General features: G+C 34.7%; 11 protein-coding genes. 6 read left to right on the top strand and 5 right to left on the bottom strand.

Going from position 1 to position 21,414, the window contains the following annotated elements; translation table 11 throughout:
- Positions 1-12: 12 nt before the first annotated feature.
- The 5 genes from FF52_RS19900 to FF52_RS19880 all read right to left on the bottom strand — a co-directional run bounded on the left by FF52_RS19900 (position 13) and on the right by FF52_RS19880 (position 8,570).
- Complete coding sequence (locus FF52_RS19900) at positions 13-1,494, bottom strand: glycoside hydrolase family 10 protein (protein WP_008468396.1); 1,482 nt, start codon at positions 1,492-1,494, stop codon at positions 13-15.
- A gap of 193 nt (positions 1,495-1,687) precedes the next feature.
- Positions 1,688-3,523 carry a PQQ-binding-like beta-propeller repeat protein gene (locus tag FF52_RS19895; RefSeq protein WP_008468395.1) on the bottom strand — a complete coding sequence of 612 codons (1,836 nt, stop codon included), beginning with the start codon at positions 3,521-3,523 and terminating at the stop codon, positions 1,688-1,690.
- A gap of 172 nt (positions 3,524-3,695) precedes the next feature.
- A complete protein-coding gene (locus tag FF52_RS19890) occupies positions 3,696-4,523 on the bottom strand; it encodes an alpha/beta hydrolase (RefSeq protein WP_008468394.1) in 828 nt (275 codons plus the stop codon).
- 55 nt (positions 4,524-4,578) lie between these two features.
- Positions 4,579-7,494, bottom strand: coding sequence for an FAD-binding and (Fe-S)-binding domain-containing protein (locus tag FF52_RS19885; RefSeq protein WP_008468393.1), 2,916 nt, complete (start codon positions 7,492-7,494; stop codon positions 4,579-4,581).
- 326 nt (positions 7,495-7,820) lie between these two features.
- Complete coding sequence (locus FF52_RS19880) at positions 7,821-8,570, bottom strand: DeoR/GlpR family DNA-binding transcription regulator (RefSeq protein WP_008468392.1); 750 nt, start codon at positions 8,568-8,570, stop codon at positions 7,821-7,823.
- Between the two features lie 249 nt (positions 8,571-8,819).
- On the opposite strand from FF52_RS19880, the gene FF52_RS19875 reads away from it, so the two are divergent.
- From FF52_RS19875 to FF52_RS19850, 6 genes are all read left to right on the top strand, one after another.
- Positions 8,820-12,092 (top strand): SusC/RagA family TonB-linked outer membrane protein, encoded by a 3,273-nt coding sequence (locus tag FF52_RS19875; RefSeq protein WP_008468390.1) that lies wholly within the window; start codon positions 8,820-8,822, stop codon positions 12,090-12,092.
- 32 nt (positions 12,093-12,124) lie between these two features.
- Complete coding sequence (locus tag FF52_RS19870) at positions 12,125-13,861, top strand: RagB/SusD family nutrient uptake outer membrane protein (protein WP_008468388.1); 1,737 nt, start codon at positions 12,125-12,127, stop codon at positions 13,859-13,861.
- 255 nt (positions 13,862-14,116) lie between these two features.
- The gene (locus FF52_RS19865; protein ID WP_008468386.1) at positions 14,117-15,319 is read left to right on the top strand and encodes an exo-beta-N-acetylmuramidase NamZ domain-containing protein; all 1,203 of its coding nucleotides are present in this window, start codon (positions 14,117-14,119) and stop codon (positions 15,317-15,319) included.
- A 294-nt stretch (positions 15,320-15,613) separates the two neighbouring features.
- The gene (gene murQ, locus FF52_RS19860; protein ID WP_008468383.1) at positions 15,614-16,441 is read left to right on the top strand and encodes an N-acetylmuramic acid 6-phosphate etherase; all 828 of its coding nucleotides are present in this window, start codon (positions 15,614-15,616) and stop codon (positions 16,439-16,441) included.
- 350 nt (positions 16,442-16,791) lie between these two features.
- Entirely contained in the window at positions 16,792-18,300 is a 1,509-nt protein-coding gene (locus FF52_RS19855; protein ID WP_008468381.1) for a sodium:solute symporter, read from the top strand.
- 74 nt (positions 18,301-18,374) lie between these two features.
- Complete coding sequence (locus tag FF52_RS19850; RefSeq protein WP_008468379.1) at positions 18,375-21,371, top strand: glycoside hydrolase family 3 N-terminal domain-containing protein; 2,997 nt, start codon at positions 18,375-18,377, stop codon at positions 21,369-21,371.
- Positions 21,372-21,414 lie beyond the last annotated feature (43 nt).

Raw genomic sequence — 21,414 nt, 5'->3', positions numbered from 1 at the left:
TTTTTATATATTTTATTTTGTTGAAAATTCAATGGGACTACTTTCTGTCTGGGTCTGACTTAACGCAGTGAGCGCGTAAACATAGTTTTCCAAATTGGCATTTGGCACTTCTAGTTTTAGAGCTGTTGTCACATAATAAATATTCTCAGGATTCGAGAAATCTGTAATTTTCCCTTTTGGAAATCTATAAATCACATATTTCTTGTCATTAAATGCAGCTTTCCAAGTTAAAATTGCATTATTGCCTTTTTTGGCAATTACAGCATTTGTTGGCGGTTCTGGTTTTAATCTTGTAATTCTGTTTGCTTCTGGAGTTAAAGCGATATACTTGTATTCTTTTTCAACGAGAGGTTTTCTAAGCGTATCTCCTTTTTTCAGAAAAGTAGAAGCTGTAAAATGCATCGAACCATCAATTAAAGGCATTTTACGAATCATTTCAATCTGCTTCACAATTTGATCCGAGCTTCTCCATTCTGGTTCTTTCGCAGTATTTGAAATTTTATAATCGCCATGCCCCACGTAAACATTTGCACCATATTTATGTTCAGCCCACCATTTTGCGAGAACTTCAAAGTTTGCTCTGTCAAAACCAATGTGCCAATAGATTTGAGGCGTTACATAATCAATCCAGTTTTCTTTTTGCCATTTTAAGATATTAGCATACAAATCATCATAATTGGTAGCACCTGCTCTGGTATTAGAACCTTGCGAATCTTTGGCAATATTTCGCCATACTCCAAAAGGCGAAATTCCGAATTCAACTTCTGGTTTATTGGCAATAATGGTATCTCTTATTTGTTTGATAATCAAATCAACATTGTCTCTTCTCCAATCCTCTTTATCTTTAAACTGACGTGGTTCTTTAGCGAAAGCTTTTTCATCAGGAAACTCTTGACCTTCAATTTTATATGGATAAAAATAATCGTCCATGTGAACGGCCTGAATATCATATTTACGAACAATTTCGCCTACTACAGAAGCAACAAAATTTCTTGTTTCCTGCAATCCTGGATTAAAATATCTGGTTTTCCCGTACGTCAGGAAAAGGTCTGGTCTTTTAAAATATAAATGATTTTTTGAAAGTACGTCTCTAACGGTATCTTTCTGAACACGATACGGATTCAGCCAAACGTGCACATTCATGCCGCGTTTTCCTGCTTCATCAATCATCATCTGTAGCGGGTCAAAACCCGGAGCAACGCCTTGAGTTCCTGTTATCCAATGCGATGCTGGTTCTTTTGTCGATTTGTAATACGCATCGGCAGTTGGACGGATTTGAAAAATGACCGTATTCAGATTATAAGAACGTAAATTATCCAAAATGGCAATCATTTCGTTCTTCATTTCTTTGTCTGACAAACCAGGTTTCGACGGCCAGTCAATATTTTCTACGGTAGAAATCCAAGCTGCTCGCATTTCTCTTTTTGGAGACTGCTGACTGAAAATTTGGGAATGAATCAGCAATATTAGGATTAGTAATTTTAGACTTTTCATAGGGTTGTGTTTTTTGGTTAGCTAATTGTTGTTGAATAATTTAACCGCTAAGTTCGCTAAGATTCACGCAAGGTTCGCAAAGTTTTTTTTAATCTCGCAAAGACGCGAAGTCGCAAAGTTTTTTTTTAAAGCTTTTAATAATACTTTGCGGATTTCGCGACTTTAAATTTACGTTGGGAAAAAAACTTAAAAATTATTCCAGCAAAAATATCCCTCCTTCAATAAGTGATGCCCAGACTTGCCCTTTATCATCAATTGTAAAACCATTTACGCTTGAACTTCCTAGGTTAATTTGCTTTATAATCTCAAATTTAGAAGCATCTACAATCAAAACTTCTCCTTTTCTGCTTCCTACATATATTTTGTTTTTGTTTTCTAATATTGCTGCCGGATTGTGTTCATATCCAAGTTTTAAATCTAGCACTTTGCTTTGGTTCACCAGATTTTCTTCTGTAAGTTCAAGATCATCGCTAAGAGGCAATCTTAAGAGTAAACCGTCCATTGTTTTACCGTAAAACCATTTCCCATCTTGACTTTTTCCCATCGATTCTCTAATTTTCCATTTCTGAGTTCTTAAAAGTGTTTTTCCTGTTTCAATATCCAAAATGGTCAAAAAACGTTGTGGAGTCACAAAATAAAGTCGGTTTTTTGTCGAAACCATATTTACATTTCCAGCCGAATATAAAATTTGTTTATCATTGCCATTGTTCCATTTCCAGATCAATTTTCCTGTGTTTTTATTAAGGCAATACACATACGAATCCCAAACTCCAAAAATTATTTTATCGCCTTGAATTAAAGGCGTTCCCTGCGAATAGGACGCTGGCAAATTATTCTGCCATATTACTTTTCCAGTCACAGCATCTGCACAAATAAATGCTGTAGAACTGGCTGTGTAAATTTTATTGTTTTCTGCAATTGGCGAGCCTACCAAAACACCGCCAACAGGAATTGTCCATTTTTGTTTGCCAGATTGTGTGTCAAATCCTACTAGGTTTCCTTCTATTGTACCGATAACTAAATTATTTTTTACGATGATTGGCGAAAAATAAATTGAATTTCCTGTCTCAGTTTTCCAATTTAAAGCTTTGTTTTTAAGGTTTACAGATTTTATTTCGCCTATAGAATTCGTAAAATAAACACTCTTTTTGTCAAATGCAGGAAGGCTGTAAATTGAGGCAATATCTTTTATATAAGGAGATTGCATTGCCAAACTATCTTTAGGAATTACAATTTTGGAAGGTTTTGACGGAACCGAAAATTTAAAAACTCCAGGTTTATCTATTTCTTTTTGATAGATACTGATACTGTCTTTGCTGATAATTACTTGATTATAACTTTTTGTTTTTCCGTCCAGAGAAGTTATTGATGTTCCCATTATACCGCTCAAACCAGAGAAATCATATTTTCGTAAGGTGTGTCCGTGACCGCAAAAAGTAGCGACTGTTGGGTATTTTTCTAAAACAGAAAGCACTTCTTTGTAATTGCTCACGCTGTTATCTAACGGATAATGAGCAAAATTCAGCACTTTTTTATTATTGTTTTTAAGATGGTCTTTTAGAGTCTTATCAAGCCAAAGCACATCTTCGTGTTTTACAAAACCATCCCCCATTTTCATGTAAGGTCCGCAAGGAAAACCGATGAAAAGATAATCTCCTTTTGAAAATACAAAACGGTCCTCACCAAATATTTTTTTATAAGTCAAGCCGGCGCTTTCGCTCCAGTTGGTTTCATGATTTCCTGAAATGACGTAATACGGAATTTTCAATTTAGATAGAATTGAATGAACTTGTTTTAACTCGTCATCGGCACCTCTATTGGTCAAATCGCCAGTTACAACCGCAAATTCAAAATCGGAATTATTGATCTCTTTTACAATATCCTGCAATAAAAAATCATTTTCATTTCCTACCGAAACGTGTAAATCTGTGAGCTGCACAAATTTGATCTGTTCTGATTTTTCTATATTTTGAGCAAAACTCGTTGTGATTACAAAAATTAAGAGTATTCTGGAAAATAGATTTTTCATTGGTAATTTTATTTAATTAAACTGTAATTTATTTAGAATCTAATGGCGTTTATGGTATCTTAGTTACAATTCTTTGGCAAAAAAATACCTAACAGGTTAAAAAAACCTGTTAGGATAACCAACCAAAATTTATGTATTCCGGTATGTGTGGAACCCGAAATACACTTTAGGATTACTTTGTTTTTAGATTTTCATCAAAGAAATCATGAAAAAACAAAAGCTGATATTTTAAAGAATTCTCCCAGTATTTCAGATTATGTTCTCCTGGGCGTTCTATATAATCGTGATTTATTTTTTGAGCCAGCATTTTTGCATGAAGCTCTCTATTAACGGTCATGAAAAAATCATCAACTCCACAGTCAATAATTAGTTTTAGTTTGTTGTCTTTTACTAAATCGAGCATATTGGTAACCGTATTTTTATCCCAGTTTTCAGGATGCTCCGTAATGGTTCCCAACCTTTTTTTGATGTCCCAATTTTCAGGAAACGGACGAAAATCTACTCCACCACTCATACTTCCTGCCGCTCCAAATACATCCTGATGCTTAAATGACAAGTATAAAGCGCCGTGACCACCCATGCTCAAACCCGAAATCGCTCTAGCTTTACGATCTGCAATTGTTCTGTACTGTTTATCAATAAACGGAACCAATTCTTTTACAACATAAGTTTCATATTTAAAACTCGGATCAATCGGACTATCAAAATACCAGCTTGAATAATTCCCGTCTACTCCAACCACTATAAAACCATATTGATCCACTTGTTTTCCTAATTCCTTAAAATCTTTTGCCCATGAAGCATAATTTCCGCTATAACCATGAAGCAAATAAACTACTGGAAATGCTTTCTTACTCTTTTTATAATGGTTCGGAACTACTACGCAAGTTTTAATATTCTTCTGCATCGAAGCACTAAAAACCTGCAATGTATCAACCTTTGCTGCTCTGGCTGTAAAAATTAAAAGCAGTAATACGATTGAGTAAATTATTTTTTTCATAATTGATGTTTTTATAAAATAATATTTTTGAAAAGTACTGGTAAAATACGAAAACTTATTTCAAACAACTTTTCAAAATGGTTACAGGATGCATCGCTTTTCTACTCGTCCCATCAAAAATCTGATGACGACAGCTGGTTCCCGCAGCTGCAATTTCGGTTGATGGTTCTGTTGCCCTAATTTTTGGAAACAAGGTATCTTCTCCCATCTTCATACTGATTTCATAATGCTCTTTTTCGTAACCAAATGAACCCGCCATTCCGCAACAGCCCGAATTGTAAATGGTTACGGTATTATTCCTTGGAACATTCAGCATCGCAAAAGAAGCTTCAACAGAGCTTAATGATTTTTGATGGCAATGCCCATGAATCTTTATATTTTTCTCTCTTTCAGAAAATTGTCCCGTATGAATTTTTCCCTTGGCAATTTCTTTTTTGAAAAATTCTTCAACCGTTAAAGTGTTTTGGGCTAATTTCTCAGCGCTTTCCTTATCCGAAGCCAATCGGATGTATTCGTCTCTAAAAGTCAATATTGCCGAAGGTTCAATTCCGATTAAAGGCGTATTTTCAGAAATTATATTTTTGAATGTATTGACATTTTTATTGGCTATTTCTTGCGCTTCTTCCAAAAAACCTTTGGAAATAAAAGCTCTGCCGCTTTCTTCGTGATCAACTACAATTACGTTGTAACCTAATTTAGTCAGCAATTCGAAAGCATCAATTCCAACCGAGACATCATAATAATTGGTAAATTCATCACAGAAAAGATAAACGCTGCCGTTTTCAAAAGAATTATTTTCATAAAGCTTTTTGTTCTTTTGATACCACTTTCTAAATGTCTTTGAAGCCAATAATGGCACTTGTCTTTCAGGTGCAACTCCCATACGTTTTTTAACGAAAGAAAGATTGGAAGCCCAATTGGTCATAGATGGGGCAATACTTCCCAATTCATTCAATTTAGAATTGAACGCAAATATTTTATTTCGGAAAGAAAATCCGTTTGCTTTTTGATATTGATATAAAAATTCTGCTTTTAAAGTTGCTACATCAACATTGCTTGGGCATTCGCTCGCGCAGGCTTTACAGCTCACACACAACTCAAAAACCTTATATAATTCTTCGTGATCGAATTTGTTTTCTTTTTCTGAATTCGTTAGATATTCTCTTAAAGCGTTGGCACGTGCACGAGTTGTATCTTTTTCGTTTCTTGTCGCGCGATAACTTGGACATAAAGTTCCTCCGGCAGAAGGCATTTTTCTGCAATCGCCCGAACCATTGCATTTTTCTGCAGCACGCAAAACGCCTAAACTATCAGAGAAATCTTGAATGGTTTTTATCTCAGGTTCTACCCTTCCCGCCTCGAAACGAAGGTTTTCATCCATTTTAGACGCATTTACGATTTTCCCAACATTCAAAATAGTATCGGGATCAAATGCTTTTTTGATTCGCTTCAGCAGTTCGTAGTTTTTATCGCCAATCATAAACGGCAGGAACTCCCCTCGCAAAATTCCGTCACCATGTTCACCGCTCAATGAACCTCTATATTTTTTAACCAGATGCGCAACTTCAGTAGATAAATTTCTAAATTGGTGCAATCCATCTTTTGTCTTCAAATTTATCTTCGGACGCAAATGCAGCTCTCCCGCTCCGGCATGCGCGTAGTAAATGGCACTTTGTCCGTGTCTTTCCATCATGGCGGCAAAATCGGCAATATAATTTGGAAGATCACTCAATTCAACCGCTGTATCTTCAATAGAATCGGCTGCTTTGTCGTCTCCAACAATGCTTCCTAAAAGCCCAAGACCTGCCTTTCTCACCTCGTTTACTTTATCAATATCTGCTCCATAGATTTTTGGCAAAGCGTATCCGAAGCCATTAATTTGAAGATCATTAATCAAAGCATCTGCTTGCAATTCGGCATCTTCCATACTAATGTGAGATCCAACTTCGAGCATAATAACTGCTTTTGGCTCACCCACAATAAAAAATCGGTTTTTAGCCTGTTCCCTATTGGTTTTGGTGCAGTCCAAAATCGTATCATCCATCATTTCGCAAGTGTACAAATGATGTTTCATTGCAGTCACTACAGCTTCTAAACTTTCTTGAATGGTATGAAAATGCGCCACAACCATAATATTGTTGGTTGGCGGTAAATCATCCACTTTTAAGGTAATTTCTGTTGTAAAAGCCAACGTTCCCTCACTTCCGCAAAGCAGTTTTCCTAAATTGATGGTATCTTCTGTTCCTGAAAAAAGTTTCGATTTCAGTAAAACATCAATTGCGTAACCTGTATTTCGTCTGTGAATTTCTGGTTTTGGAAATTCTTTTAAGATTTCTTCCTGATTTTCCTTATTCGAAAGTTCTTCGTAAATCGTTCTATAAATTTTACTTTCTAAAGAATCTCCTTTAGTTTTCTCAATAAATTCTTCAGAAGTTAAATCCTTAAATACTGCTGTAGAGCCATCACTTAAAACGGCTTTTATTTCTACTATTTTATCTCTTGTAACACCGTATCGGATTGAAGTCGTTCCAGATGAATTGTTTCCGACCATTCCCCCAATCATACATCTATTGGTTGTTGATGTTGTTGGAGCAAAAAACAGTCCGTGTGGTTTTAGATATAAATTCAGTTCATCGCGAATTACTCCCGGCTGAACAGTTATGGTCTTCTTTTCAGAATCAAAAGAAACAATTTTAGTAAAGTGTTTTGAGACATCTACAATGATTCCGTTTCCAACAGTTTGGCCTGCTAAAGATGTTCCTGCCGTTCTTGGCGTTATCGAAATCTTATTTTTTGAGGCAAAACGAATAATGTTAATAATATCATTTTCTGATTTCGGAATGGCCACGGCAAGCGGCATAATTCTGTAAGCAGAGGCGTCTGTGGCGTATATTTTTTTATGAAGATCATCATAAAAAAGGTTTCCTTCTAAGGAAGCTTCTAATTCTTGTAATTGGAGAGAATCGGACATTTAATTGGTTCTGTTGCTTTTTGGTTCTTTAATACATGTTTTATTTCTGCATTTGGCTAAAAGCTATTCGCAAAAACAATACATTCTAAATTTATTAGAATTCAATATTTATTAAAGTTCCTATTTGGAAACTTGAACTTCATTAAATGCATTAGAAAAATGGCAAGTAAACGAAGAGTGATTTTTATAAATATATCTGACTAATAAAATTAGTTTTAACAAATATAGATACAAAAAGCATACAAATACATTATTTTGCGTTTTTTAACACAATAAAATTAAAATACCGCAACAAAACGCAAAAAACATATTGCATAAGTTTAAAATTATAAGATAAAGACTCCCGATTTTCTATATTCATCCAGCCTTTCATCTTCTGGATCTAATTCTGTCACAATAGTATCCAACTGCGTAAGATCACATACGCCGTGAGGCATTTTGGTATTTAACTTATTTGAAGCAAACATCGACACGACCCTATCAGAAGCTTCTATCATAGCTTTTTTAACAATAGATATTTCATAACCTACTTCTGTAAGTCCCTGTTTGATATTAATGCTGCTGGCGCCAATGAAACAAATATCGGCCTTAATTTTAGATACCACCTGAATCACATCCATCCCTATTGTCACCATTGCATTTTTTTGCATTTTTCCGCCAATAAAAATCAAATCTATATTAGGGTGTTGAGACAGCTGCATAGCGATCGGTAAACTATAAGTATATATGGTAGCTTTTAAATCGGCCGGAATTAACTTTGCAAAAACCAGATTGGTACTTCCTCCACTCATTATAATAACCTGATCGTCATGAAGAAGAGATAATGCTTTTGTTACAATCTTCTTTTTTTGTTCTTCTGCAACAATAGCAATATCAAATACATTATCGGACTTTTCTTTTACCTGAACAGCGCCTCCGTATACTTTCTCTAACAGCTTTTTGCTGTCCAATTCGTTCAAATCTCTTCTAATCGTATCTTCTGACAAATCGAGAGCCAAAGCTAAATCTGTTGTAACAACTTTTTGGTCTTCAATAAGTTTAGTCATTATATATTTATGTCTTTCGGCTTTCAGCATGTTTTTATAAAAGTTAAAATTCATCACAAATATATCAAATATTTTATTCGATATTAGAAAAAGCCACAAAAACTGCAAAATCATGCATTAGTAGGATTTTAAAAACAAATTCAATTCTTATTTTTCATTTAAAAATGCGTTATTTTGCGTTTTTTAAATTATTTTTAGAAAAAAAACACATAAAAATGCATTTGTATGCAATAAATAGATATATTTGCTCAACAACAACCATAAAAAACCAGATTAATCATGAAAAAATTACTCTTTATTACAGTGTTGGTTTTGTGCATTCAAACAGCATTTGGACAAGCAAAAACAGTTACTGGAACAGTAAAAAACAAAGCAGATGGATTTCCGATACCTGGAGTCAGTGTTATGATTCAAGGGACTTCCAACGGAACTACAACTGATTTTGATGGAAATTTCAGCATAAGCGTCGCGTCAGGACGAAGCCTTAGCTTTAGCTACATGGGCTTTGAAACGCAAGTCGTGAAAGTTGAAGGGCAACAAAAACTTAGTATTTCACTTGCGGCGACTGCTGCAAAATTGGATGAAGTAGTTGTCGTGGGATTCGCTTCTCAGAAAAAAGCAAATCTTACTGGCGCAGTTGCTAAAGTAGATGTAAAGAAAGCTTTAGGAAGTATTCCTATTACAGATATTACAAAAGGTCTTCAAGGAACTACTCCTGGACTTAACATTACTTACAATTCAGGAAACATAAGCAAAGGATCAAAAGTTAATATTCGTGGAGCCGGAACTATTGTTAATGGCGAAGTTTCAGGATCCCCGCTTATTTTGGTAGATGGTGTTCCAGGAGATTTATCATTATTAAATGCAGAAGATGTAGAATCGATGTCTGTACTTAAAGACGCCGCTTCTGCTTCTATTTATGGTGCTCGTGCTGCGTTTGGAGTTATATTAATTACTACTAAAAGCGGTAAAAATGCAAAAGGCAAAGTAAGATTCTCTTACAGCAGCAATACGGGCTGGAGTAACCCAATCTCTTTAGTTAAATTTAATGACCCTACTGTAGAGCTTCCAGCAATGATTGAGGCTCAAGCTAGAGCTGGTAATGCTAATCCAGAATCTTTCGGTATGAACTACAAAACGTTATTGCCTGGTATCATTAACTGGAAAGAAAAATATGCTGCAACAAGAAATCCTAATGACAAAAACATGATCTTAGGAGAAGATTTCGACGTGATTGGCGGAAAAGAATATTTCTACAGAATTTGGAATCCTCATGATGAAATGTTAAAAAAGAATGCGTTGCAAACGCTTCATAACTTATCAGCACAAGGTTCTTTGGGAGAAAAAAGTTCTTTTATTGTTTCGTTAGGTTTAGCGAATCAAGAAGGTGTAATGAAAATCAATAACGAAACTAACAAAAGATTCAATCTTAACCTTGGTTTGACTACACAGTTAGCAAGCTGGCTTACTGGAGATTTTAAAGTATTAGGAACTTTCCAAGAATACGATTCTCCTTTTAACTATTATAATAATGGTGTGGATACTGCTGGTAATGGTTATTTTGGATACTACATGCGTTGGGGGTCTTATTTCCCATATGGTACTTACAATGGCACTTACTTTAGACATGCCCCAGGTTACATGGCAAATGCATCTCAGAATGAAAACAAGTCAAATGATATGAGGATAAGCGGAAGACTTACTGCTCAAATTACAAAAGACTTTAACATAGTTGGGGAATATAGTTTTAATAGCAATTTTTCAAGTCTAAAAATGAATGGTGGTCAAGTACCGCTTTGGGACTGGTGGACTAGTGCAGCTGACTTAGTTGCTGGAAAACCTACTTCTATGGAAGTTGGAAATGATTTTGTGGCACAAGCCAAATCATCTTATATAAGAAATGTAGCGAACATCTTTGGAAATTATACGAAAACATTAGGAGAGAATCACAACTTTAAAGTATTGGGAGGTTTGAATACAGAATGGTATGATTTTGAAAGAACTTATGCTCGTAGAAATACACTTTTAGACAAAAGCAAACCAGAATTTAATTTAGCTATTGGCGACCAGTTTACTTCCCCTCTTGTGGCTAATGATATCTTAAATCCAGGTTTATCAAGATATGCTATTGCTGGATTCTTTGCACGTGTCAATTATGACTACAAAGGAAAATATCTTTTGGAAGTAAACGGACGTTATGACGGTTCATCAAAATTCCCTACTGATGAGCAATGGGGATTCTTCCCTTCTGCTTCTGTTGGATATAGAATTTCTGAAGAAAGTTTTATGGAAGGTACAAGAGGTTGGTTAAATGATTTGAAAATCCGCGGATCTATAGGTTCAATTGGAAATCAAAATATTGCTAACAATGCCTTTTTACCAACCATGACTAACTCTAACCCTTTCTGGATAGGCAGTGGAGCAACTGTTCCTCCTTCTGTTAATCAACCATCAAACGTTGATCCAGATTTAACTTGGGAAAAAGTTACGACTCAAGACATTGGTATCGATATTAGAATATTTAATATGCTAGGTTTGACTTTTGATTACTATCAACGTGATACTAAAGGAATGTTAGCTCCGGGTAAAACACTTCCAGGTTCATTTGGTCAGGCGGCTGCCAATACAAACTCAGGAAATTTAAGAACAACTGGTTGGGAGTTAGCACTTAACTTCAATAAACAGATAAACAAAAACGTAAACATTTATGCAGATCTTACGCTTTCTGACAATACTACAGAAGTAACTCAATGGAATAATTCTGCTAAATTAATAAGCACTTCTTCTTTTTATGCAGGTCAAAAAATAGGTGAAATCTGGGGATTAGAAACAGACCGATTAATTCAATCAACAGATCAAATTGATGCAACTGGATTAATTATAAATGGTGTTGATTATAAAAATTTAAGAACAGGTGCGTTCAAATATGGTGCTGGAGATGTAATGTATAAAGACTTAAACGGAGATGGAGTAATCTCAAGAGGAGACGGAACAGCTACTAATCCTGGAGATTTAAAAGTTATTGGAAACACTACGCCTCGTTACCAATATGGAGTACGTCTGGGAAGTGCCTTATACGGATTTGATATTGATGCTTTCTTTCAAGGAGTTGGAAAACGCGAATACTGGGCAACTTCAGACTTAGTATTACCATTCTACAACAGAACAGATGCTATGTATGAGAACCAGAATGACTACTGGACACCAGAAAACACAGATGCGTATTTCCCTAATCCATACCCAGGACATGCAGGTAATGCTTTTGGAACTTATGCTCCTGGATCAAATAACTTTGTTGCACAAACACGTTATTTATTAGACATGTCTTATTTACGTTTAAAGTCTGTTACTGTTGGGTATACTTTCCCTAAAACCATTACACAAAAAGTCGGAATTGATAAAATTAGACCGTATATTTCTGCTCTAAATTTAGCTACTTGGAAAAGCAGCAAATTGCCAGTAGACCCTGAAATCAATGAAACTGAAGCAGCTTGGGGAAGAACTTTCCCTTATTCTAAAACATGGTCAATTGGTGTACAAATTGCGTTTTAAAAAATGTATTTAAAAACTAAAAATGAATCAAAATGAGAAAATTTATAATAAACTCCAGAATAAAACTTTCAGTTGCCTTGCTTACTTTTGCAAGTCTAGCTGTTAGCTGTTCAGATTTTTTGGATACACCACCAGAAGATGTATTTACAGATGATAATTTTTGGACATCAGAAAATAACGTAAAAACATATTCTTGGCTAAACTATAATACCTTTAATGGATACGGAAATAATGCTGGTACTACAGCTGATTTTTACTTTCATGCTACCGCTACAGGATTGATAGATGACAACTTGGCGATGAACGTTTTTACTAACTTTCTGACGGCTCCTAATGCAACTAACTCTAACTGGAACGAATATTACACTTTGATCCGTCGTTGCAATCTTATGTTAGAAAGAGTACCAAATGTACCTATGGATCAAGTGAAGAAAAGCCACTATATAGGTGTTGCCAAGTTTTTTAGAGCTCATACTTATTTTCGTTTAGCACAGCAGTTTGGCGATGTGCCTTATACAGACCAATATTTGGCTCAAAGTGATGCTAACGTATACAAACCAGCTTTATCAAGAGCAGAAGTTATTGACAATGTAATTAAGGATTTGGAAGAAGCAATTCCAATGCTATTAAATGTTGATGACAATAATGTTACTGTAAATAAATATACTGCTTATGCATTATTAAGCCGTGTGTGCTTAACAGAAGGTACTTACAGAAAATACAATTTAGGACAGAATGGAAGCACTTATCTTCAAAAAGCAAAAGATGCTGCATTGGCTGTAATGAATAACAATTCTTACAAATTAAATGCCGATTGGAAATCACTTTACAATTCTGTTGAATTATTAGGAAATACTGAAGTAATTTTAGCAAAAAGGTATATTAAAGGTGTTTTAGGAAATGGAATACAAGCCTATACCAATACCTCTACTGTTCAAAACGGATTGACAAAATTTGCTGCAGAAAGTTATGTAACAACTAACGGATTGCCAATTAAACAAGCTGGAAATACTCAATATTTAGGAGATAACACTATTGCCAACACTTTTGCCAATAGAGATCCAAGATTTGCTAAAGCTTTCAGTACAGCAGATTACGCATACTCAGACAAGCCATACAATGGTTTAACCTCTATAACAGGTTATGTATTCCAACTGTATAATAATCCTGCGACAACAGGAACAGAGGTTACCACAATTGGACAAAATCAGATTGATGCTCCAGTTTTTACCTTAAGCGAAGTTTATTTGAATTATGCTGAAGCATGCGCAGAATTAGGTACAGTTACTAATAACGATCTTAATCTATCAATTAACAAAGTTCGTACACGTGCAGGAATTGCAATTTTGACTACAGATGGCACAAATGCAGCAGCTAACGGAGTACAGATAGATGACCCGCAAAGAACAACTGCATTAGAACAAATTTCAGGAATTGTCAACCCAATTATATGGGAAATCCGTCGTGAGCGCAGAATTGAATTTATGAGCTGGACTACCATGAGAAAAGAAGACCTTATGCGTTGGAAAAAAGGAGATTATCTTGATACGAATTCTAATCCTGATGTAATTTTAGGAGCTAGAATAACTTCTTTGATTGGAACTAACTCTAAAACAAAAGTAAATTCACAAGGATATGTGATTCCTTATGCTGCAGGTGTGACAAGATTATTTGTATCACCTAAAAATTACTTAAGTGCAATTCCGACAAATGATATCAGTTTATACGCCGCAGAAGGTGTAGAATTAAAACAAAATCCAGGCTGGTAATATAGTAAAACCGAATAATTGCCTCCATATAATACACTGCCTCTGAAATGAGAAATTTTAGAGGCAGTATTTTAAAATACTCTTTTTAAACACGTTGTGACCAATAAAAAAGCCAAATAAAAATTTACACCTGATTCATACAGGTTATTCTTGTTAGTTTTTAGATTCCCCAAATCTTCCTAAAACATTCATATACTCCGATAAAATATTAATTTTATTAGTCCAATTCGTCTTTAACTAATAACTGTATTTAAAATGATAAAATATATAGCAAAAAGTGCTTTTGTTGCAGCGCTTCTGTTTTGCGCGCCTTTATATTCGGCAGCGATTCTGCCAATTGAGCACCATAATTCAGAGGAACTCAATTATGCCGTTATAAAAACGGGAGCTGACAACTACGAAAAATACTTACCGCTTTTAAAAGATAAAAAAGTCGGAATTGTAACCAACCAAACTGGAATTTTATCCAATAAAACACATGTGGTCGATTTCCTTTTGGAGAAAAAAATTGCTATTCAGACTATTTTTGCTCCAGAGCACGGATTTAGAGGAACTGCCGATGCAGGCGAACATATTGTTGACGGAAAAGACCCAAAAACAGGTTTGCCGATTATTTCACTTTACGGCGACAACAAAAAGCCAAAACCTGCGCAGTTATCTGGAATTGATGTTATGATTTTTGACTTGCAAGATGTTGGAGCACGATTCTATACCTACATTTCTTCTTTACACTATGTAATGGAAGCTTGTGCAGAAAACAACGTTCCGCTTATTGTTTTTGATCGTCCAAATCCAAATGGTTCTATTGTAGACGGACCTCTTTTAGAAAAAGAATTTACCAGTTTTGTTGGTATGCACCCTATTCCGCTTCTTCACGGAATGACAATTGGCGAATATGCGCAAATGGTAAATGGAGAAAAATGGCTGAAAGATGGCGCTCAATGTAAACTAACCGTAATTCCTTGTATAGATTACAACAGAACTATGCCATACAGTTTATTGGTAAAACCGTCTCCAAATTTGCCTAACGATCAATCTATAAATCTGTACGCCAGTTTATGCCTTTTTGAAGGAACAAATGTGAGCATGGGACGCGGAACTGAAAAACAATTTCAAATCTACGGCTCTCCATATTTAAGCAAAACCAATTTCAGCTTTACTCCAAAGCCCAATTTTGGTGCAAAAGACCCTTTATACAACGGAAAAGAATGTTTTGGTGAAGATTTGACAGCCTATCCAAAATTGAAACAATTAGAATTGAAATGGCTTATTAAAGCATATCAGAATACCAGCGATAAGACAAAATTCTTTAATGCATTTTTTACCAAACTCGCAGGAACAAAAAAATTACAGCAGCAAATAGAAAGTGGCGTTTCTGAAAAAGAAATAAGAAAAACTTGGCAGAAAGACCTAGAAACTTTCAAAAAAATGCGAACAAAATATCTAATTTATAAATAATACTTCAGTTCACTTAGACTTAATTTTTTAAACAATAGAAACATAGAACTTTGATAGACTTACAAAAAAGCGTTTCATTAGCATAAACACACACATATATATTGCTATGCAAAAATGTAGTTCTCTTTGGTTTGTTTTTTAAAGATTGGTTACCTTTTTAAACAAAAATCAAAACCTGTGTTTCTATGTTTAAAAATTAAATTTTATTCTAGATAAAAACAGCAAACTATTAATGTACAATAGAGAAGCCTGATATTAGAAAAATCTCGGTTTCAAAAATCAAAAAAAAGAAAAATGAAAAATAAAAATCCTGAAACTGAACAAGAATCTTTGTACAAAGACTTGGATCAAATGAGCGTGAAAGAACTTCTTACCAACATTAATACAGAAGACAAAAAAGTTCCGCATATTATTGAAGAGCAAATTCCTAAAATAGAAAAACTGGTTAAAGCCATTGTGAAAAAAATGCAATTGGGCGGAAGACTATTTTATATTGGAGCCGGAACTTCTGGGAGAATCGGGATTTTAGATGCATCAGAATGCCCTCCTACTTTTGGTGTCCCGCATGATATGATTATCGGAATTATAGCTGGTGGAGACACTGCAATCAGAAAAGCAGTTGAAAATGCCGAAGATGATACCGAACAAGCATGGAAAGATTTAGCCAAATTTGAAATTTCAAGTCTTGATATGATTATCGGAATTGCTGCTTCTGGAAACACGCCATATGTTTTAGGAGCACTTAAAAAAGCAAAAGAACACAACATTAAAACGGGAAGCATTTCTTGCATCAGCAACGGATTAATTGCTCAAGAAGCTGATTACCCGATTGAATTGATCGTGGGTCCTGAATTTTTAACAGGAAGTACGAGAATGAAAGCAGGAACAGCTCAAAAACTAACCTTGAACATGATTTCTACTTCGGTAATGATCAAGTTAGGAAAAGTAAAAGGCAACAAAATGGTTGATATGCAGCTTTCTAACGAAAAATTGGTAAAACGCGGCATTAAGATGATTATGGAAGAATTAGGAATTGAATATGAAGTAGCTGAAGAATTATTGCATAAACATAAAAGTGTAAGGGCTGTTCTATTGGCTCACAGCAAAAATCAGGAAAACTAAAAACCACACTATCAAAATCTTTTTATAGATTTATCCAAATTCAAAAGCTGAATAATTCATTTTTTGGAGTTTTTAACACCGACCTGACCGACTAAAATTCGTCAGGTCAATTAAAAAACAGCTTCTAGTTTATATTTAACACATAGAAATATAGTTCTGAGATTTCAGGATTATGTCAAAAAAAGAAAATAAAAGAAACTAGTTTCCACATATAGTATAGCCTATGTTTACTTAAATTAATAAAACGCCTTTTTTAAAATTTAAAAAAAACTATGTTTCTATGTGTTAAAATAATTGCAGCCAACGGCTTTAAATAATTTATAAAAACCAAAAATCACCAAAACTATAAAATGACACCAAGTACCATCCTTCTCCTTATTATCATTTATTTCGGAACATTATTCTATATCTCACATCGAGTAAGCAAGAAAGACAGCGGAAATGAAGCTTTTTTTACAGCCAATAAAAATTCAAAATGGTATTTAGTGGCTTTCGGAATGATCGGAACTGCATTGTCAGGAGTAACGTTTATATCTGTTCCTGGAGAAGTTGGAGCACCAAGCGGTGAACAATTTAAGTATTTTCAGTTTGTATTAGGAAATGCGCTTGGATTTATTGTCATTACAAAGCTTTTACTGCCTCTATATTATCGAATGAATTTGACTTCGATTTATGGTTATATTGAGCAGCGAATGGGTGTTTTTAGCTATAAAACAGCGGCTTCAATTTTCTTAATCAGCCGAACTATCAGTTCAGCATTCAGATTGTACTTGGTTGTAATCGTTTTACAGCGTTTTGTATTCGATTTTTATCACGTTCCTTTTGCGTTTACTGTTTTAATTTCGCTGCTGTTAATCTTCTCTTATACTTATAGAGGCGGATTAAAAACGATTATTATTACAGATACTTTACAGACTTTCTTTCTAGTAACTTCTGTTTTCCTTACCATTTATTTCATTTGTGACCGAATGGATTTGAGTGCCATCAGTGCATTTGAAGAAGTAAAAAACAGCAATTATTCTAAGATATTTTTCTTTGATGATTTTATGGGAAGTAAATTCCATTTTGTTAAACAAATTCTGGGAGGAATGTTCGTAACTATTGCCATGACAGGTCTGGATCAGGATTTAATGCAAAAGAACTTGAGCTGTAAAAACATTGGCGAAGCACAAAAAAACATGTTTACTTTTACAGGAATCTTTGTTATCATCAACATTTTCTTTTTGAGTGTCGGAGCCTTATTATATATCTATGCAAACAAAAACGGAATTGCTGTTCCAACCGATTTAGTTACAGGAAAACCAAGAACCGATTTACTTTTTCCTGAAATTGCCTTAAATCACTTAGCACTTGTTCCTGCAATTGTATTTTTACTGGGAATTATTGCTGCCACTTTTGCAACCACAGATTCTGCCCTAACAGCCTTAACAACTTCTTTTTGTGTTGACTTTTTAGGAATGGACAAAGCAGAAAACAGCCATAAGAAAAACACCGTAAAAATTAGACATTTAGTGCATATCAGTTTTTCAGTTTTAGTCTTTTTTATCATTCTAATTTTCAACTCCATCAATGACAGTTCGGTAGTAGGAATGATCTTTAAGGTTGCTTCCTACACTTATGGTCCGTTATTAGGATTATACGCTTTTGGTTTGTTCCAAAAATCAAGACATGTAAATGACAAACTGGTTCCATTCATCTGTTTGCTTTCACCGTTGTTCACCTATTTCATCAATGAATATTCTAAAGTTTTATTTGCAGGATATGTTTTTGACAATGAATTAATTATACTAAACGGATTAATTACGTATTTAGGATTATTTATTACCAGTTCACGCAGTGAAAAAGAAATAAGTTTCTAATTCAGTTATTACTCTTGATGAATCAATTTGAGTATAAGAGCATTAAATTCAAATTGATTCTTAAAAAAAATGATATGAAAAATCCATTCATAAAAATTAGTTTATACGCCGCTTTTATATTTTTAATTACCAATTGCGCATCCAAAAAAAATAATGGCGCAACAGATAATAAAAAGGATATTCCTTTAAAAGACACTGTTGTTTACGTGCCAAAAAATACTTCAGAGAAAAAGACCTTTTTCAAAGATTCTGATCAGGAAACGGCTTGGGTTGACAGCATTTATAACAAAATGACCGTACAGGAAAAAATCGGGCAACTGTTTATGGTTTCTGCCTATTCTAACAAAGATTCTGTACACGTTAACCAAATCAGCAAACTGATTGAAGATTATAAAATAGGAAACGTTATTTTCTTCCAAGGCGGACCAGTTCGTCAGGCGAAATTAACCAACTTATACCAATCAAAAGCAAAAGTTCCTTTGATGATCGGAATCGATGCCGAATGGGGATTGGCCATGCGTTTAGACTCAACATATCGTTATCCGTGGAATATGACTTTGGGCGCAATTCAAGATTTAAGTTTAATTGAAAAAGTAGGGAGAAATATGGCAGCCGAAAACAAGCGAATCGGCGTTCATTTTAACTTTGCTCCTGTTTTGGATATTAACACTAATCCGAAAAATCCAATTATCGGAAACCGTTCTTTTGGTGAAGATAAAGTTAATGTGAGCGAAAAAGCGATTGCTTTAATGAAAGGAATTCAAGGAAATGGAGTTTTATGTACAGGAAAACATTTTCCGGGGCACGGAGACACCTCAACCGATTCGCACCACGCCTTGCCTACCGTAAATTTTTCTAAAGATCGTTTAGAATTGGTTGAATTATATCCATACAAAAAATTATTCGACGAAGGTTTGGCTTCTGTAATGGTGGCGCATCTTAATATTCCGAGTTTAGAATCACAGCCAAACTGCCCATCTTCGGCTTCTTATAATGTGGTGACCAATCTGCTGCAAAAAGAATTGGGTTTCAACGGATTGATTTTTACTGATGGTCTGGCGATGAAAGGCGCAGCCAATTTTAAAGGTCCTGGAGATTTGGAAATTGCAGTTATTTTGGCTGGAAATGATATTTTACTTTGCCCAGAAAATGTACCCGTTGCGTTTCAGAAATTGGAAGCAGCTTACAACGAAAAAGTAATTACAGAAGAGCGATTGGCACATTCAGTAAAAAAAATATTGCATTACAAATACAAAGCGGGACTAAACAAATACAAGCCGATTGATTTAAACAATTTATACAATGATTTAAATCCGACGCAAAATGATGCTTTACATTATAAATTGTATGAAAATGCAATTACAGTTCTAAAAAACGAAAAAGAAATCCTTCCGATAAAAGATTTAAGTGAAAAAATCGCGTACATCAAATTAGGTGAAGATACGAACAGCACTTTTGTTTCGACCTTAAAAAAATATACTGAAATCACAGAAGTTAAAGACACCAATCTTGACAGTCTGAATAAGGAATTGAAGAAATTCGACAAGGTTATTATCAGTTATCATAAAGTAAATAAAGCTTGGGAAAAACAAGAATTTACGTTGCAAGAAATGCTTTGGCTGAAAGAAATTGCCAAACATAACAAAGTAATTTTAGACATTTTTGCAAAACCATATTCGCTTTTATCCGTTTCAAATTTTGATGATATCGAGGGATTAGTGGTTTCGTATCAAAACTCAGACATTAGTCAAGTCGTTTCTGCAGAATTAATTTTTGGTGCTATAGAAGCCAAAGGAAAATTGCCTGTTTCAATTAATGATGCTTTCCACGTAAATGATGGTTTAACTACAGAAAAACTAAATCGTCTGGCCTTTACAGCTCCAGAAAATGTACATATGAATCCGGCAATTTTATCTAAAATTGACGCCGTAGCGCAAAAAGCAATTGACAGGAAAATGGCTCCAGGAATGCAGGTTTTGGTTGCTAGAAAAGGAAATGTAATTTTTCAGAAATCCTACGGAGCGCAGACTTATGATAACGGAAAAAAAGTGACTGATTCTGATTTATATGATGTTGCTTCAATTTCAAAAATGATTTCGACACTGCCAAATGTGATGCAATTGTACGATAAAAATAAAGTAGAACTGGATACCAAACTGAAAGATATGTTGCCTTTTTTTGCCAAAACAAACAAAGAAAACATCACTTTCAAAGATTTGTTGAACCATTACGCAGGACTTCAAGCTTGGATTCCGTTTTACAAAGCGACATTAGACAAAAACAATCAGCCTTCTGAAAAATATTATCGAAAAGTAACCGAAAACGGTTTTACAACAAAAGTAGCCGACGATCTTTATATTCGAAATGATTACCATGACACGATTATGAAAATCATTGCTAAAAGTCCTGTAGCTCTAAAAAAGGAATATAAATACAGCGACTTTACTTTTATCATTTTAAAAGAATATTTAGAGAGAAAAACACATAAAAAGCTAGAAGATCTGAGCAAAGAAAATTTCTTTAGCACATTAGGGATGACGAATACGCTTTACAATCCACTTGATAAATTTGACAAAAGCAATATAGCTCCCACTGAAATCGATAATTATTTCAGACATCAGGTAATTCAAGGTTACGTGCACGACATGGCCGCAGCAATGGAAGGCGGGGTGGCAGGTCACGCGGGAATTTTTTCTAATGCGATGGATGTTGCCAAAATGATGCAGCTGTTTTTGCAAAAAGGAAATTACGGAGGCGTTCAATACTTTTCTCCTCAAACTTTTGATGCTTTTAATACTTGTTATTATAAAAATCAAGGCGTTTTAAGAGGTTTAGGGTTTGATAAAAGAGTTCACAAAGGCGGACCAACCTGCGATTGTGTTTCTGAAGCAAGTTTTGGCCACACAGGATTTACTGGAAACATGGCTTGGGCAGACCCAGAAACCGAAATCGTGTATGTATTCTTATCCAACAGAACCTATCCAGAAGTAGTAAATGACGAAAATAAATTAGCCAAAGGAAAAATCCGAGAAGAAATTCAACAAATCATTCAAGATGCGATAATAAAATAATTCAAGACAAAAGTCTTGCTTCTTGCATCTTTCATCTTTAAAA

Origin of the sequence: Flavobacterium sp. F52 (assembly GCF_000278705.1) — a bacterium.
GTDB classification, from domain to species: domain Bacteria; phylum Bacteroidota; class Bacteroidia; order Flavobacteriales; family Flavobacteriaceae; genus Flavobacterium; species Flavobacterium anhuiense.
Note: the sequence above shows the minus strand (reverse complement) of the source record. Positions and strands in the feature narration are given on the sequence as shown.

Excerpts from the sequence above, each read along its gene's own strand:
- FF52_RS19900 (WP_008468396.1), bottom strand. The coding sequence starts at position 1,494 with ATGAAAAGTCTAAAATTACTAATCCTAATATTGCTGATTCATTCCCAA.
- FF52_RS19885 (WP_008468393.1), bottom strand. The coding sequence starts at position 7,494 with ATGTCCGATTCTCTCCAATTACAAGAATTAGAAGCTTCCTTAGAAGGA.
- FF52_RS19895 (WP_008468395.1), bottom strand. The coding sequence starts at position 3,523 with ATGAAAAATCTATTTTCCAGAATACTCTTAATTTTTGTAATCACAACG.
- FF52_RS19870 (WP_008468388.1), top strand. The coding sequence starts at position 12,125 with ATGAGAAAATTTATAATAAACTCCAGAATAAAACTTTCAGTTGCCTTG.
- FF52_RS19880 (WP_008468392.1), bottom strand. The coding sequence starts at position 8,570 with ATGCTGAAAGCCGAAAGACATAAATATATAATGACTAAACTTATTGAA.
- FF52_RS19865 (WP_008468386.1), top strand. The coding sequence starts at position 14,117 with ATGATAAAATATATAGCAAAAAGTGCTTTTGTTGCAGCGCTTCTGTTT.
- FF52_RS19875 (WP_008468390.1), top strand. The coding sequence starts at position 8,820 with ATGAAAAAATTACTCTTTATTACAGTGTTGGTTTTGTGCATTCAAACA.
- FF52_RS19855 (WP_008468381.1), top strand. The coding sequence starts at position 16,792 with ATGACACCAAGTACCATCCTTCTCCTTATTATCATTTATTTCGGAACA.
- FF52_RS19850 (WP_008468379.1), top strand. The coding sequence starts at position 18,375 with ATGAAAAATCCATTCATAAAAATTAGTTTATACGCCGCTTTTATATTT.
- FF52_RS19890 (WP_008468394.1), bottom strand. The coding sequence starts at position 4,523 with ATGAAAAAAATAATTTACTCAATCGTATTACTGCTTTTAATTTTTACA.
- murQ (WP_008468383.1), top strand. The coding sequence starts at position 15,614 with ATGAAAAATAAAAATCCTGAAACTGAACAAGAATCTTTGTACAAAGAC.